Annotated in this window: 14 protein-coding genes; 7 read left to right on the plus strand and 7 right to left on the minus strand. The window is 73.0% G+C overall.

Features of this window, described 5'->3' with window-relative positions; genetic code table 11:
* Positions 1 to 126: 126 nt before the first annotated feature.
* On the minus strand, positions 127 to 1,749 hold the full coding sequence (locus ABZ659_RS08600) for a DUF3152 domain-containing protein (RefSeq protein ID WP_360214979.1): 1,623 nt from the start codon (positions 1,747 to 1,749) through the stop codon (positions 127 to 129).
* A gap of 8 nt (positions 1,750 to 1,757) precedes the next feature.
* Positions 1,758 to 2,807, minus strand: a complete 1,050-nt coding sequence (locus ABZ659_RS08605; RefSeq protein WP_360214982.1) for an alpha/beta hydrolase — start codon at positions 2,805 to 2,807, stop codon at positions 1,758 to 1,760.
* Positions 2,808 to 3,069: 262 nt separating this feature from the next.
* Here ABZ659_RS08605 and ABZ659_RS08610 point away from each other — a divergent pair, with 262 nt between their 5' ends.
* From ABZ659_RS08610 to ABZ659_RS08625, 4 genes are all read left to right on the plus strand, one after another.
* The gene (locus ABZ659_RS08610; protein ID WP_360214985.1) at positions 3,070 to 3,294 is read left to right on the plus strand and encodes a hypothetical protein; all 225 of its coding nucleotides are present in this window, start codon (positions 3,070 to 3,072) and stop codon (positions 3,292 to 3,294) included.
* 195 nt (positions 3,295 to 3,489) lie between these two features.
* Complete coding sequence (locus ABZ659_RS08615; RefSeq protein ID WP_360214988.1) at positions 3,490 to 4,137, plus strand: TetR/AcrR family transcriptional regulator; 648 nt, start codon at positions 3,490 to 3,492, stop codon at positions 4,135 to 4,137.
* A gap of 160 nt (positions 4,138 to 4,297) precedes the next feature.
* Positions 4,298 to 4,525: a DUF3107 domain-containing protein gene (locus ABZ659_RS08620; RefSeq protein WP_360214991.1), complete on the plus strand. Its 228-nt coding sequence runs from the start codon at positions 4,298 to 4,300 to the stop codon at positions 4,523 to 4,525.
* A gap of 217 nt (positions 4,526 to 4,742) precedes the next feature.
* Complete coding sequence (locus ABZ659_RS08625) at positions 4,743 to 5,012, plus strand: hypothetical protein (protein ID WP_360214994.1); 270 nt, start codon at positions 4,743 to 4,745, stop codon at positions 5,010 to 5,012.
* A 72-nt stretch (positions 5,013 to 5,084) separates the two neighbouring features.
* On the opposite strand, the gene ABZ659_RS08630 is transcribed toward ABZ659_RS08625, so the two are convergent.
* Entirely contained in the window at positions 5,085 to 5,876 is a 792-nt protein-coding gene (locus ABZ659_RS08630) for a ferritin-like domain-containing protein (protein WP_360214997.1), read from the minus strand.
* Positions 5,877 to 6,388: 512 nt separating this feature from the next.
* On the opposite strand from ABZ659_RS08630, the gene ABZ659_RS08635 reads away from it, so the two are divergent.
* On the plus strand, positions 6,389 to 8,761 hold the full coding sequence (locus tag ABZ659_RS08635; protein ID WP_360215000.1) for a DEAD/DEAH box helicase: 2,373 nt from the start codon (positions 6,389 to 6,391) through the stop codon (positions 8,759 to 8,761).
* A gap of 73 nt (positions 8,762 to 8,834) precedes the next feature.
* Positions 8,835 to 9,734, plus strand: coding sequence for an alpha/beta hydrolase (locus tag ABZ659_RS08640; protein WP_360215003.1), 900 nt, complete (start codon positions 8,835 to 8,837; stop codon positions 9,732 to 9,734).
* A 22-nt stretch (positions 9,735 to 9,756) separates the two neighbouring features.
* Here ABZ659_RS08640 and ABZ659_RS08645 read toward each other — a convergent pair whose 3' ends face one another.
* Complete coding sequence (locus tag ABZ659_RS08645) at positions 9,757 to 10,650, minus strand: NYN domain-containing protein (protein WP_360215006.1); 894 nt, start codon at positions 10,648 to 10,650, stop codon at positions 9,757 to 9,759.
* Positions 10,651 to 10,841: 191 nt separating this feature from the next.
* On the opposite strand from ABZ659_RS08645, the gene ABZ659_RS08650 reads away from it, so the two are divergent.
* Positions 10,842 to 10,994, plus strand: coding sequence for a hypothetical protein (locus ABZ659_RS08650; RefSeq protein ID WP_360215009.1), 153 nt, complete (start codon positions 10,842 to 10,844; stop codon positions 10,992 to 10,994).
* A gap of 6 nt (positions 10,995 to 11,000) precedes the next feature.
* On the opposite strand, the gene ABZ659_RS08655 is transcribed toward ABZ659_RS08650, so the two are convergent.
* The 3 genes from ABZ659_RS08655 to ABZ659_RS08665 form a co-directional block, all read right to left on the minus strand.
* On the minus strand, positions 11,001 to 11,606 hold the full coding sequence (locus ABZ659_RS08655; RefSeq protein ID WP_360215012.1) for a MarC family protein: 606 nt from the start codon (positions 11,604 to 11,606) through the stop codon (positions 11,001 to 11,003).
* Between the two features lie 69 nt (positions 11,607 to 11,675).
* Positions 11,676 to 12,536: a PHP domain-containing protein gene (locus tag ABZ659_RS08660; protein WP_360215015.1), complete on the minus strand. Its 861-nt coding sequence runs from the start codon at positions 12,534 to 12,536 to the stop codon at positions 11,676 to 11,678.
* A 203-nt stretch (positions 12,537 to 12,739) separates the two neighbouring features.
* A complete protein-coding gene (locus ABZ659_RS08665; protein WP_360215018.1) occupies positions 12,740 to 13,381 on the minus strand; it encodes a DUF6758 family protein in 642 nt (213 codons plus the stop codon).
* Positions 13,382 to 13,439: the final 58 nt, after the last annotated feature.

Consider the following 13,439-nt stretch of genomic DNA (forward strand, 5'->3'; position numbering starts at 1 on the left):
GTGCGACGGACGGTTGTCCGTCGCACCACCAAAAGGGGTGAACGGTCGTAACTTTCCCGCGCGGGGCGCGTTTCGTCGCGCTACGAGATCACTCACACGGAGACGGCTACCGCGCGTGAGGGGGCGTCAGCCCTTCGGGTAGGGCCAGGCGTTGGGGCGGCAGCGGATCCCGTTGTACTCCAGGAACTTGGTCTGCTGCTGCATGACCGGCGCGAGGTCGCCCTCCTTGTCGCAGGTCACGTGCGAGTAGCCGAGGCGGTGGCCCACCTCGTGATTGATCAGCATCTCGCGGTAGGCGTAGATCTGGTCGCCGTAGGTCTTGGCGCCACGGGCCCACCGGTAGGCGTTGATCACCACGCGTTCCGTGGCGGCGGAGTCACACGAGACGTTGTCGACCGTGGTGTCCAGGCCGGACTTCGCACACCAGTCCGCGGTGGTGCCGGGGCTGGCCAGGGTGATCACGAAGTCGGGGTCGCCGGAGTGGATGCGTTCGAAGGTCCGGCCGCCGTTGTGGGACCAGCTCCGGTTGTCGTTGAGGGTCCTCTGCACGGCCTCGGCGAAGAGTTCGCCGTCGAGCCCGAGGCCGTTCTCCACGTCCACCCGATAGGTGTACTTCTGGCCCTTCCCCGGCGCCTTGTCGATCCCCGGGACCGCCGCGAAGGTGCCCGGCCCGTCCAGCTTCGGGCTGACGGCGTACATCTTGCCCATCTTCTGGTCGTACGTCAGCGGGGCCGGGCTCGGGGACTCGGAGGGCGCGGGACGTCCGTCCGCCCGGGCCGGGGTCTCGCGCGTGTCCCGGGTCTGGGCCTGTGTGCCGACGGCGCCGCCCTCGTCCCGGTCGGTGACCTGTCCGGCCACGACCACGGCCAGCACGGTGGTCACCGCGGCGGCGGCGACACCGGTGAACGTCCGCCCCTTGCCGCCGCCCCTGACCGGCGCGGGCTCGCCCGTGGGCGGGGCGTCGTCGAGGTCCGTGTCCGTCTCCCAGCGGGTGGCCTTGGCGTACGGGTCCGTGGTGGCGACGCCGGTGGAGGCCAGCGCGGACCCGTGGGCCGCGCGGGGCTCGGACAGGTCGTCGTCCGGGCCGCCGTCGAAGGCGTCCACGTACTCCTTGCGGGGTCCGTTCGGCGGCGTCTGCCGCGGTCGCGGTATGCCCGGACCACCGGCTGGCCTGGACGCTCCGGGTGACCCGGGCGGTCCGGACGGTCCCGCCGGGCCGCCGTAGCCGACCGCCGGGCCCCGCAGCTCGCCCCAGGCCCCGCCCTGTTCACGCTGCTCCGGATGCCCGCCCCGCACCTGCGGACCACCGGGAACCCGGGGAGTGCCGCGCGCCGTGGTGCCGTCGGGAAACCGCGGGAAACCGTGCGCGGGAGTGCCGTCGGGCAGCCGGGGGACGCCCTGTGCCGGAGTGCCGTCGGGCAGCCGGGGCACCCCGTGCGCCGGGGTCCCGTCCGGCAGCCTCGGGAAACCGTGCGCGGGCGTCCCGTCCGGCAGCCGTGGGAACCCGTGTGCGGGCGTCCCCTGCGCCGGTCCGAACGCCTGCCCGTACGCCGGTCCCCGCGTCGGTCCCTGCACGGGCCCCTGCGTCGGCGCGTGCCCCGCCCCGCCGCCCTCCGGCGGTGCCTGTCGGCCGCGGCCCTGAGTCGGGGCCGCGGGTGCGGCCGGCGGGGATCCCGGCGCCTTGCGCCGGTCCTTCGCCCCCGCGGTGTCGCCCTTGGGGGCTGGCCCCCGACGGCTGTGGCGTCCCACGTCGCGCCTCAGCTCCCCGAGTTGGCGGATTCGATCTGATCGCCCGAGCGTACTGCACGCGGCGCGGCCCGCCCGGACACCGCCGCCCCCGTCGCCTCCGCCGTCTCCCCCGCTTCCGCGAGGAGTTCACGGAACGCCGTGGCGACCGTCCGCGGGTACTCCATCATCGCCACGTGCCCGGCCTCCGGCAGGGTGACCAGCCGGGAGTCGCGGAAGGCGCGCGCGGCCTTCTGGGCCATGCGGAAGGCGACGAGCTGGTCACGCCCGCCGTACACCAGCAGCGTCGGCGCGAGCACCCGCTCGGCCTGCCGCCACAGGGCGTGCTGGCCGCCCAGCGTGTACGCGTTGACGATGCCCCGCGCGGAGCGGGCCATCGCGTCCCAGAAGTACGGCAGGCCCAGCCGCCGTTCCATCTCCTCGACGGCGTGCCGGAACCCCTCGGGCGTCACCCGCGCGGGGTCGCCGTAGCACAGCCCCAGGACGCCGCGGACGCGCTGCTCGACCGTCCACTCCCGGGTGAGCCGGGTGAACAGTCCGGCGACGCCGGGCAGCGCGAGCAGCGCCGTCGGTACGGCGGTGCGCTGGACGCGGATCTCGGGCAGGGCGGGTGACACGAGGGTCAGCGTACGGACGAGGTCGGGCCGTGCGGCGGCGACACGGGTGGTGATGGCACCGCCGAGGGAGTTGCCGAAGAGATGAACGGGTCCGCGGCCGGCGGCGTCGAGGTAGCGGATGACCGCACGCGCGTGTGCGGTGACGGAGTAGTCGCCGTCGTCAGGCGGCGGGGAGTCGCCGAAGCCGGGCAGGTCGACGGCCTCGCTCTGCACGACGTCGTCCAGCAGCGGCATCAGCGCCGACCAGTTCTGCGAGGAACCGCCGAGGCCGTGGACGTACAGCGCGGGGGGCAGGCCCTCACGCGCGGGTGGTCTCGAACGGACCGTCAGCGTGATGCCGGGCAGCCCCACCGACCTCAGCCGCTCGCCGTCCGCGACCCTGACGGGCGCCACCTTCGGCAGGACGTTTGCGGGCGGCACGGACGGCAGCTCGGTCGAAGACATGCGGCAATGTTACGAGACGATCACGTACTGGTTCGTGTGTTCGGCCTCACAAGTGCCACGGACCGTCGCGGGGCGTCACACGGCGCACGCGGGTGGCCGCCCCCTCGGATGCGCACCGTGTGACGTCCCGTGCGCGGATCGCATAGCGTCCGGAACGGGTGTCTCCTAGGCTCGTACAGAGGGCACCCGCATGTGGCCCCCGCATCCTTCGGAGACGTCAGGTAGGACGGGGACGTCAGACAAGCAGGAAGGGAGCCCCACCATGGCCATCGACCCCAGCGATCCCGAGACGTTCGAGGACGACGACGCACAGGAGCAGCCGGACTTCGACGTCGAGGCGCCCGAGCCGGACGCGGCCGAGCAGCAGAAGAACGTCGCCCCCGACCGGGACGACCCCCTGACCGGCGTCGACCCCGCGCGGGCCAACGAGGCCGATCTCGCGGAGCAGGCCCGGGTCGTCCCGCTGGACGAGGACGACTACCGCTGACCCGGGAATCCGAACAGGAACCGAACACGGACGAGGAGCGCTTTTGCCCGCTTCGCACCTGTTCACAGCCCTTGGTACGACCCTCGCTGTCGTCCGGTCCGTGAAATTCTGCCTGCGCACCGCGCACAGCACGGTTACCGAAAAGTACGATGGCGGCGCGGCGCACACCGCATGTGGACGATCTTGGGAGGCGGCGTGACAGCCATCGAGCAGACAGAGGCGGCACGCCCGCGAGGTACGCGCCTGCCGCGCCGTGCCCGCCGGAACCAGCTGCTGGGCGCCGCCCAGGAGGTCTTCGTGGCGCAGGGCTACCACGCGGCCGCGATGGACGACATCGCCGAGCGCGCGGGCGTCAGCAAGCCGGTGCTCTACCAGCACTTCCCCGGCAAGCTCGACCTGTACCTCGCCCTGCTGGACCAGCACTGCGAGTCACTGATCCAGTCGGTACGGCACGCGCTGGCGTCGACGACCGACAACAAGCAGCGCGTCCGGGCGACCATGGACGCCTATTTCGCGTACGTCGAGGACGACGGCGGCGCCTTCCGTCTGGTCTTCGAGTCCGACCTGACGAACGAGCCCGCCGTGCGCGAGCGCGTCGACAAGGTCACCACCGAGTGCGCGGAGGCCATCTGCGACGTCATCGCCGAGGACACCGGCCTGTCGCGCGCCGAGTCGATGCTGCTGGCCTCCGGTCTCGGCGGTCTCGCCCAGGTGGTGGCCCGTTCCTGGCTGCACAGCGACCGCAGCGTCCCGCGCGACGAGGCGGTCCAGTTGCTGGCCTCGCTCGCGTGGCGGGGCATCGCGGGCTTCCCGCTGCACGGCACGGACCAGCCGCAGCCCTGAGCCCCCGGGGGCGCCTGGGAGAAGGGCGCGGCTTTGTTCCCGCGCGCTGTTCACTCGTAGCGTTCTCGCGCGGAGCGTACGCGTCCCCTCACCGGGCTAATGTGTGCAACGTACGGCGCGGAGGTCCGCGCACTTCACTGACCGTCGGAGGGACATAGCCGTGGAGGTCAAGATCGGCGTGCAGCACGCGCCCCGCGAGATCGTTCTGGAGAGCGGTCAGAGCGCCGAGGAGGTCGAGCAGGTCGTGGCCGAGGCGCTCGCCGGGAAGGCGCAGCTGCTGAGCCTCGTGGACGAGCACGGCCGCAAGCTCCTTGTCCCGGCCGACCGGCTCGCCTACGTGGAGATCGGCGAGCCGGCCCCCCGCAAGGTGGGCTTCGGCGCGCTCTAGGCGCACTGCTCGGTGAAGGGCGGGGTCCGGCGGCCAGCACAGGCCGCCGGACCCCGCCCTTCGTCGCGCACAGGCGCGCTCACGGACCCGGGGACCCGCCCGCCCGCGGTCACAGGCCGTGCACAGGTCCTCCACAGAAGATGATTGCGTTCCGCAGGTCAGGGGTAAGACGGGCTACGACCGTTAAGGCAGGACGGCCGCGTGGGAGGACCCCGACATGCTCTTGGTAGCGATCAGCTCCGCGATCCTCGGCCTGGCACTCGCGTGGGCCGCAGCCCACCGTCTGCCGCACCGGCTGCCCGCCCGTCCCCTGGTCCTGTCCACCGGTGTCGCCGGGGCCCTGATCGGCGCGTTCGTGACGCACGGCGCCGTCGACGCCGGGGGCTTCCTGACGGTGCTCGTCGGCGCGGCGGTCCTGTCCGCCGCGTCCCTGTCCCTGCTGCTGCGCCCCGCGGGCAGACTGCGCCGCCGCTCGGCGACCGCCTGAACCACCGCCGGGCGCGGCGCGGACGGCACCGGCGGCGGAACCCCGGCCGCTGACCAGGGGGCCCGAAGGACCTCAGGCAGCCAGTCCCAGCGCCGCCATCCGCTTGGTGTGGGCCTCCGTGATCCGGGAGAACATCCTGCCGACCTCCGCGAGGTCGAAGCCGTCCGCGACCCCGCCCACCAGCATCGTCGACAGCGCGTCCCGGTCGGCCACCACCCGCTGCGACTGCGACAGCGCCTCGCCCATCAGCCGCCGCGCCCACAGCGCGAGCCGCCCGCCCACGCGCGGGTCGGCGTCGATCGCCGCGCGCACCTTCTCCACGGCGAAGGTGGCGTGCCCGGTGTCGTCGAGGACGGCGAGCACCAGGCCCCGGGTGTCGGAGTCGAGGCGGGCCGCGACCTCCCGGTAGAAGTCGCTGGCGATCGAGTCGCCGACGTACGCCTTGACGAGCCCCTCCAGCCAGTCCGAGGGCGCCGTCTGCTTGTGGAAGCCGTCGAGCGCGGCCACGAAGGGCTCCATCGCGCCGGTCGGCTCCTCCCCGATCTCGGTGAGCCGGTCCCGCAACCGCTCGAAGTGGTGGAACTCCGCCGACGCCATCTTCGCCAGCTCCGCCTTGTCCGCGAGGGTAGGCGCCAGCTTGGCGTCCTCCGCCAGCCGCTCGAACGCCGCCAGTTCGCCGTACGCGAGCGCCCCGAGCAGATCCACGACCGCGGCCCGGTACTGCGGATCGGCGGCGGCGGCGGCCCAGTCCTGGGCGGCGACGCCGGTGTGCTCGGACCGTGCGTCGGGGGCGGGGGACGTACCGGTGGCCGTCGTGTTCTCAGCGGTCTCGGCGGCCTTGTCAGGCTTGTCAGAGCTGGTCATGAAGCGCACAATAGTCCGCTCGCGGCGGCCCGGAAGGCCCTGGTCAGTCACTGTGACAACGACGACCCGGGCCGATGTGACGACCACTACATGACCGAATCGGCCATCGCATATGCGCGATTCCGGGGTATGGTGGTAATGCGCCTGCTGAGTACGCCGCCGTATCTCGACGTACCTCGACAGGCGGTACGTATGAGGATGCCCGGTCGGTGGCCCGATCGGCTCCGACCCGACAGCCCTCCCTGACCGTACGCCACTGTGCGTACGACGATCGGAGGGAACCCTCAGCGGTACGAGTGCTAGAGCGTCGGCAGAGGTCCCGTGCTCTACGGCTGCCGTAAGGCGGCCGACGTCCCCCGGCACGGTCTGACACGACCCCCGCGCTCGCCTCGCACCGCGCACACAGAAGAGGCAGCACCCTGACTACGACGTTTCGACAGCTCGGAATCCTCCCCGAGACCGCCGAGGCCCTTGACGCCGTCGGCATCACCACCCCCTTCCCCATCCAGGAGATGACGCTCCCCGTGGCCCTCTCGGGCACGGACGTCATCGGCCAGGCCAAGACCGGCACCGGCAAGACGCTCGGCTTCGGCCTCCCGCTCCTCGAACGCGTCACCGTCCCCGCCGACGTGGAGGCGGGCCGCGCCCGCCCCGAGGACCTCACCGACGCCCCCCAGGCGCTCGTCGTCGTGCCCACCCGCGAGCTGTGCACCCAGGTCACCAACGACCTGCTCACCGCGGGCAAGGTGCGCAACGTCCGGGTCCTCGCGATCTACGGCGGCCGGGCCTACGAGCCCCAGGTCGAGGCCCTCAAGCAGGGCGTCGACGTCGTCGTGGGCACCCCGGGCCGACTGCTCGACCTGGCCGGGCAGCGGAAGCTCGACCTCAAGCACGTGCGGTGCCTGGTCCTCGACGAGGCCGACGAGATGCTCGACCTGGGCTTCCTGCCCGACGTCGAGAAGATCATCAACATGCTCCCGGCCAAGCGCCAGACCATGCTGTTCTCGGCGACCATGCCGGGCGCGGTCATCGGCCTGGCCCGCCGCTACATGTCGCAGCCGACCCACATCCGCGCCACCGCGCCGGACGACGAGGGTGCCACGGTCGCCAACATCAAGCAGCACATCTACCGCGCGCACTCCATGGACAAGCCGGAGATGGTCGCCCGCATCCTGCAGGCCGAGAGCCGCGGACTGGCGATGATCTTCTGCCGCACCAAGCGGACCGCCGCCGACATCGCCGACCAGCTCCAGCGCCGCGGTTTCGCCGCCGGCGCGGTCCACGGCGACCTCGGCCAGGGCGCCCGCGAGCAGGCGCTGCGCGCCTTCCGCAACGGCAAGGTCGACGTGCTGGTCTGCACCGACGTCGCCGCCCGCGGCATCGACGTCGAAGGCGTCACCCACGTCATCAACTACCAGACGCCGGAAGAGGAGAAGACGTACCTGCACCGTGTCGGCCGCACCGGGCGCGCGGGCAACAAGGGTACGGCGATCACCCTGGTCGACTGGGACGACATCCCCCGCTGGCAGCTGATCAACAAGGCCCTGGGCCTGGACTTCAACGACCCGCCGGAGACGTACTCCACCTCCGCGCACCTCTTCGACGAGCTGGGCATCCCGCAGGGCACGAAGGGCGTCCTGCCGCGCGCCGAGCGCACCCGTGCCGGGCTGGCGGCGGAGGAGCTGGAGGACCTGGGCGAGCCGGGCGCACGCAACGCGCGCCGGGGTGGCCACCGTGGCGACTCCCGCCCCGCCGACGGCCGCTCCGGCAGGCGTGAGCGCTCCGGTGACGCCGCCCCGGCCGCGGGCGACGGCGACCGGTCCTCCCGTACGCCGCGGCGCCGCCGCCGGATGCGCGGCGGAGCCCCCGTCGACGCCACCGCCACCGCGACGCCGGCGGCCGCGCAGTCCCCGGACGCCGTCGACGCCCCCGAGGCGGAGACCGTCCCGGCGCCGCGCACCCCGCGCCGCCGTCGCCGTACCCGCGGCGGGGCGCTCTCGGAGGCCGTCCCGGCGGCCACCGCTGCCGAGACCGCCGTGTCGCGGGCGGAGGGCCCGGCCGTCCTGGAGGTCCAGCCCGAGACCCCGGTCGCGACCGTGCCGGACGACGTGGAGGAGACCGCCGCCAAGCCGCGCCGCCGCCGTACCCGCAAGACCGCGGAGGCCGTCGAGCCCGCCGCCCCGGCCACCGTCGAGATCCCGGCGCAGGCCACGGTCACGGCGGAGCCCGAGGCCGTCGAGGCCAAGCCGAAGCGCACCCGCAAGGCCGCCGCGACCGCCGCGACCGCCGAAGCCGCCGTCGACACCGCCGAAGGCACCGACGCCAAGCCGCGCCGCACCCGCAAGAAGGCCACCGCCGCCGCGGCCCCGGAGGCGACGGAGGCCGCGGACGTCGCGGACGTCGCGGAGGAGCCCAAGCCCCGCCGCCGCACCCGCAAGACCGCGGTGGCCCCCGAGGCGGCGACGGCGACCGGGACCGCCGAAGCCGCCGAGACGGTCGCCGAGGCCAAGCCGAAGCGCACCCGCAAGGCCGCCGCGGCCACCGCGACCGCCGAAGCCGCCGCCGACACCGCCGAAGGCACCGACGCCAAGCCGCGCCGCACCCGCAAGAAGGCCGCCGCCGCCGCGGCCCCGGAGGCGACCGAGGCGACGGAGGAGCCCAAGCCCCGCCGCACCCGCAAGACCGCCGCCCAGAAGGCCACGGCGTCCGCCGACATCCCGGCCCAGGCCGCCGGGGAGGAGACGGAAGCCGCCGAGGCCAAGCCGAAGCGGACCCGCACCCGCAAGACGGCCGAGGCCGCCGCACCGGAGGCGGAAGCCGAGGCCAAGCCGAGGGCCCGCCGCACCCGCAAGGCCGCGGTCGCCGTGGAGTCCACGGACGCCTGACCGGCGTACGCGCGCGTCCGATGGCCCGGCCCCAGCTCGTCTGGGGACCGGGCCATCGGCGTACCCTCACCCCGTGACCGCTCCCTCCCCCTCGCCTTCCTCCCCCTTCGCCCCGCCGCCCGCCGCCCGCGCCCACGCGCTCGCCACCGACCGCGGCGAGTTCGCCGTCGTGGACCACCCGGCGGCGCCCGACGCCGAACCCCGCGGGGTCGCGCTGCTGCTGCCCGGGTTCACCGGCAGCAAGGAGGACTTCCACCTCGTGCACGAGCCGCTCGCGGCGCGCGGCTACCGGACGGTGGCCGTGGACGGCCGGGGCCAGTTCGAGTCGGACGGTCCCGCGGACGACGAGACGGCGTACCTGCGGCGCGAGCTGGCCCGGGACGTGCTCGCCCAGGCGGCGGCCCTGGCACCGGCCCTCGACGGCGCCCCGCTGCACCTGCTCGGGCATTCCCTCGGCGGTCAGATCGCCCGGGCGGCGGTCCTGCTCGACCACGCGCCGTTCCGTTCGCTGACGCTGGTGTCCTCCGGTCCGGCGCGGATCTCCGAGTCCCAGCGGCAGCGGGTGAGGCTGCTGCACGACGCGCTCGCCGGGCTGTCGATGGCACAGGTGTGGGAGGCCATCCAGGCCATGGGCCCGCCCGAGGAGGTCGGCGGTCCCGCCCGCGGCCTCGGCGGCACCGACCATCTGCGCCGCCGCTGGCTGGGCCACAAGCCCGCCCAACTCCTCGCGACCGGGCGCCAGTTGTGCACCGAGCCGGACCTCGTCGACGACCTGGCGGCGGTGCCGCTGCCGTTCCACGTCCTGTCGGGCGAGCGGGACGACACCTGGCCGCTGCCGCTCCTGGACGACATGGCGGTACGGCTGCGCGCCCGCCGCACGGTCGTCCCGGGCGCCGAGCACTCCCCGAACGTGGACCAGCCGTTGCCGACCGCCGCGGCCGTCGCCGACTTCTGGGACGCCGTCACCGGCTAGGGAACCGCGTACCCGGGACCGGTCAGTACTGCGTCTGGAGGTGCTCCCAGAACCCGTCCCGCAGCGCCCGCCGGAGGTCCGCCTGGCCGCGCAGCGAGTACTGGAGCATTCCCTCCGCCTCCACCAGGAGGTCCTGGTCGACGGGCCCGGGGAGGTAGGGGTGGCCCGGCAGCAGCTCCACCAGCGCCTCGCGGCCCCGGTCGGCCAGCCACTTGGCGGCGATCTGGGCGCCCACGAAGCGGACGTCCTCCCGGGCGGGCCGGGCGGCACCGGCCTCGTAGGCCTGGACGGTGCGCCGGGAGACGTACGGCTTGAAGAAGTCGAGGTCGAGGGTGCGCTGGCTGTCGACCTCCCACAGCAGCGGCTCCGCCTGGTTTCGGCCCTCCGGCGCCTCGATGCCCCACAGGTGGACCCGGGCGCCGTACCCCTGCGCCGCCTCGACCGCGGACACCAGGTCCTCGTCGCCGCCGAGCAGGGCCGCGTCGCTGATGGCGCGGTGCCGGGCGAGGGACTCCAGGTCGGTGCGGATGAGGGAGTCGACGCCCTTCTGCTGGTTGTTGGCGTTGAGGTTGCCGAGGCGGACCTTCACGTCGGGCAGTTCGGCGATGGTCTGCTGCTCGGCGGTGTGGATGCGGCGCCGGGCGCCGTCGTACCAGTAGACGCGGAGCAGCCTGCTGTCGGCGAAGATCGTGCGGGCCCGGTCGATCAGGGCGTCGATCAGGCCCTCGGCGTCCAGGTCGAAGGCGCGGCGGTCCTCCGTCCCGGCGACGAGACGGCCCGCGGCCGCGTAGAGGTACCCGGCGTCGACGAAGATCGCATGGGTGGACGGGGTCTTCGCCACCTCGGCGAGCATCCGTCCCAGTAGCTCGTTGGTGCGGTCGATACGGGCGTTCAGGGCCGCGAGGTCATCGTTCATCACCTCTATTGTCCCGGCGGTCACGCTATGAACACAACCGGTCCCGATCGGTCCTCAATCGATCATGCGTACAGACACTTACCGGTCAGTAATTAGCCGTTCGAAAAATTTCTTTAGCGTAGGGAATGTTTGTAACAACCGAAGAGTTACCTACGTAAGTGAGCAACACAGACCGGACGAAGGGAGAAGTCATGCGCTTCGAGATCATGCGACTGGACGACGTCGACGGCACACCCGTGGACACCACCGTCGTGGACGCCGCCTCCGTCAACCGGATCGTTCAGCAGGCCGCCGCGATAGGCCAGCGGCTGTGGATCCGCCCCGCCGACCCCACGGCGTCGTAGGACACCTCAGGCCCCCTGGACCACCTGGGTGACCCCGTTGATGATCTGCTGCACGGCGATCGCCGACAGCATCATCCCCGCCAGCCGGGTCACCAGCACCACCCCGCCGTCCTTGATGACCCGGATGACCAGCAGCGAGTAACGCATCACCAGCCACAGCACGACGTGGATGGCGAGGATCGCGGCCCACACGGACACCTGCGACCCGGCACTGTCCGCCTTCTGCACGGCCAGGATGACCGACACGATCGCCCCCGGCCCCGCCAGCAGCGGCATCCCCAGCGGTACGAGCGCCACGTTGACGTCCTTGGTCGCCTTCGGCTCGTCGTTCTTGCCGGTGAGCAGGTCAAGGGCGATCAGCAGGAGCAGCAGCCCGCCCGCGATCATCAGGGCGTCCACGCTGACGTGCAGGTAGTCGAGGATCTGATGGCCGACCAGGCCGAAGACGGCGATCACACCGGCGGCGACGCAGACGGCCTGGAAGGCCATCCGCTTCTGGACCTTGGCGGGCCGCCCCGCGGTCAGACCGAGGAAGATCGGGGTGATCCCAGGGGGATCCATGATGACGAAAAGGGTCAGGAACAGGGAGCCGAACACGGCGACGTCGAACATGGGGTGAGCACTGGCCTTGCGGTGGAAGAGGGCGAGGAGATCAGGAGGACAGAACGGGAGCTACGGGGCTCAGGCCGCCCCGCCGGTCCCGGGCACCGGGAACGCCCCCGTCGCCCGCCGGGTGATCTCGCCGTAGACCTCGGGGTCCGTGGTGTACTCGCCGAGCACACAGGTCTTGCGGCTGCCGTGGTAGTCGCTGGAGCCGGTGACGAGCAGTCCCAGCTCCTTCGCCAGCCCGCGCAGCCGCGCCCTGGTGTCGAGGTCGTGGTCCATGTGGTCGACCTCGATGCCGTCGAGGCCCGCGGCGGCCAGCTCGGCGATCGTGGACTCCGGGACGGTCCGCCCGCGCTTGGCGGCGCCCGGGTGCGCGAAGACGGTCACGCCGCCCGCGCCCCTGACCAGCCGGATCGCCTCGAACGGGTCCGTCTCGTGCTTCTCCACGTAGGCCCGGCCGCCGTCGGCCAGCCACTGCTCGGTGAAGGCGTCGCCGACCGTCGGTACGACACCCAGCTCGACCAGCGCGGACGCCACGTGCGGCCGTCCGACCGAGCCGTCGCCCGCGATCCGCGCGACCTGCTCCCAGGTGACCGGCACGCCCAGCGCGTTCAGCTTGGCGATCATGCCCTTGGCCCGTGGGGTGCGGTCGTCGCGCACCAGCTCGCGCTCGGCGAGCAGCGCGGGTTCCTCGGCGTCGAAGAGGTAGGCGAGCAGGTGCATACCGACGCCGCCGACCCGGCAGGACAGCTCGGCCCCGGTGACGAGGGTGAGCCCCTCGGGCAGCGCGGCGACCGCCTCGGCGTACCCCCGGGTGGTGTCGTGGTCGGTCAGCGCGACGACGTCGAGCCCGGCCGCGGCGGCGCCCCGCACCAGCTCGGCGGGGCTGTCCGTACCGTCGGATGCGTTGGAGTGGGTGTGCAGGTCGATGCGCACGACGCGGACTCCAAGCGGTGACGGAACAGACGAGGACATCTGATACTAACGGTTCCCCAACCCCCCTTGTCACACCCGAACCCGACGTTCACCCCCTACCGACGCCGAGATGACGACGGACGGGGACGCGGGGAACCGCGCGCCCCGCCACGACGGGTCCCGCGCCCGCGCAGCCACACGGGCCACCCCACCGCGTAGGCGCCCTACGGCTCGAGCAAGCGCGGCGACAACGCCCCGCAGGGCACCAGCTCGACCTCCGCGCCCGCGTCCCGCAGGTCCGTCAGCACCAGTTCGTCGTACATCAGCAGCCCGGACTGCTCGGGCCAGACGACCGCCCACAGCCACATCCCGAGCGCCTCGCCCGCGAACACGGCACGGTCGCCGGGGGTGCCGGAGACCAGCCAGAGCGGGGTGGGGCGGCCGGCGGCGAGGACCTTGGCCTGGGCGGGTTTCCCGACGTCCATGTACGGCCCCGGGTCCGGGCCGTCCAGGCCCGCGTAGCGGGCGCCGAGGCCGACGCCGAGTTCCTCGGCGACCAGGATCAGCTCACCCACGCCGCCCAGCGGTCCGGGTCCGGTGCAGGCCACCGCCGAGGCACGTCCCCCGCTGCGGTCGTCGCCCGCGCTGGCCACGCCGGTGTGCAGCCAGCCGACCGGCAGCGGCCACGGCATCCACACGGGTACCCGCGTGCGGTGCACGACGACGCCGAGGGCCTCGACGCTGGGCGGGATCACGGGCTGCACCGGATACACCGTGCCATGGGCATCGCAGTGCCAGGAATCGGCGAAGAGGCCGGGAGCCCTGACCCGGCCACCACACTTCGGGCAACTGGGTTCGCCCCTCATAGGGCCCCACGGTCCTACCCGCGCCCCGCCACGTCAAGGACGATCACCCGTCCGGAGG

The sequence above is a fragment of the Streptomyces sp. NPDC006997 genome, assembly GCF_040635175.1.
Classification (GTDB): domain Bacteria; phylum Actinomycetota; class Actinomycetes; order Streptomycetales; family Streptomycetaceae; genus Streptomyces.

What these genes read in the sequence shown, in the direction of transcription:
- ABZ659_RS08605 (WP_360214982.1), bottom strand. Translation starts at nt 2,807, where the DNA reads ATGTCTTCGACCGAGCTGCCGTCCGTGCCGCCCGCAAACGTCCTGCCG.
- ABZ659_RS08610 (WP_360214985.1), top strand. Translation starts at nt 3,070, where the DNA reads ATGGCCATCGACCCCAGCGATCCCGAGACGTTCGAGGACGACGACGCA.
- ABZ659_RS08625 (WP_360214994.1), top strand. Translation starts at nt 4,743, where the DNA reads ATGCTCTTGGTAGCGATCAGCTCCGCGATCCTCGGCCTGGCACTCGCG.
- ABZ659_RS08630 (WP_360214997.1), bottom strand. Translation starts at nt 5,876, where the DNA reads ATGACCAGCTCTGACAAGCCTGACAAGGCCGCCGAGACCGCTGAGAAC.
- ABZ659_RS08635 (WP_360215000.1), top strand. Translation starts at nt 6,389, where the DNA reads ATGACGCTCCCCGTGGCCCTCTCGGGCACGGACGTCATCGGCCAGGCC.
- ABZ659_RS08645 (WP_360215006.1), bottom strand. Translation starts at nt 10,650, where the DNA reads ATGAACGATGACCTCGCGGCCCTGAACGCCCGTATCGACCGCACCAAC.
- ABZ659_RS08650 (WP_360215009.1), top strand. Translation starts at nt 10,842, where the DNA reads ATGCGCTTCGAGATCATGCGACTGGACGACGTCGACGGCACACCCGTG.
- ABZ659_RS08655 (WP_360215012.1), bottom strand. Translation starts at nt 11,606, where the DNA reads ATGTTCGACGTCGCCGTGTTCGGCTCCCTGTTCCTGACCCTTTTCGTC.
- ABZ659_RS08665 (WP_360215018.1), bottom strand. Translation starts at nt 13,381, where the DNA reads ATGAGGGGCGAACCCAGTTGCCCGAAGTGTGGTGGCCGGGTCAGGGCT.